The following is a 399-nucleotide window of genomic DNA, read 5'->3' as shown; positions in this document are numbered from 1 at the left end:
TGCATCAGCTTGCTTTGCGATGCTAGTTGCATCTGTGCCTTTTAGAGCTACTTTATCTTTGTCAGCGCCTGTTTGTAAAGCTTTTACACTATCTGCCAAAGTTTTTTCAGCAGTAGCTTTTGCTTTTGTAGCATCAGCTATCTTTTTAGCGTCGCTTCCAGCTTTAGTTGGATCAATGTTATCTTTATATGAAGCTAGCTCAGTTCTTGCAATTTCTGCGACACCTGTCGTATCAGATGCTTTTGATTCAAAATCAGTTAATGCTTTTTTTGCAATCTTTATATTGTTATTGGCAGCGTCAACATCTCCTGCTTTTGTTTTTACAGTAGCCATAGCTGTTTCAGCAGTAGTAGCTGCGGCTGCGGCTGCAGTTGTAACTGTGCTAAGGTCAGAAGTGCT

The 399-nt window shown here is 40.6% G+C and carries 1 protein-coding gene; it reads right to left on the bottom strand.

Annotated features, from left to right (window positions below):
* A partial coding sequence (locus UNSWCS_RS12115; RefSeq protein ID WP_035144102.1) for a hypothetical protein occupies positions 1–399 on the bottom strand: 399 nt, incomplete at both ends.

The organism is Campylobacter concisus UNSWCS (assembly GCF_000466685.1).
Classification (GTDB): Bacteria; Campylobacterota; Campylobacteria; order Campylobacterales; family Campylobacteraceae; genus Campylobacter_A; species Campylobacter_A concisus_A.
This window is presented reverse-complemented; position numbering and strand designations above follow the sequence as displayed.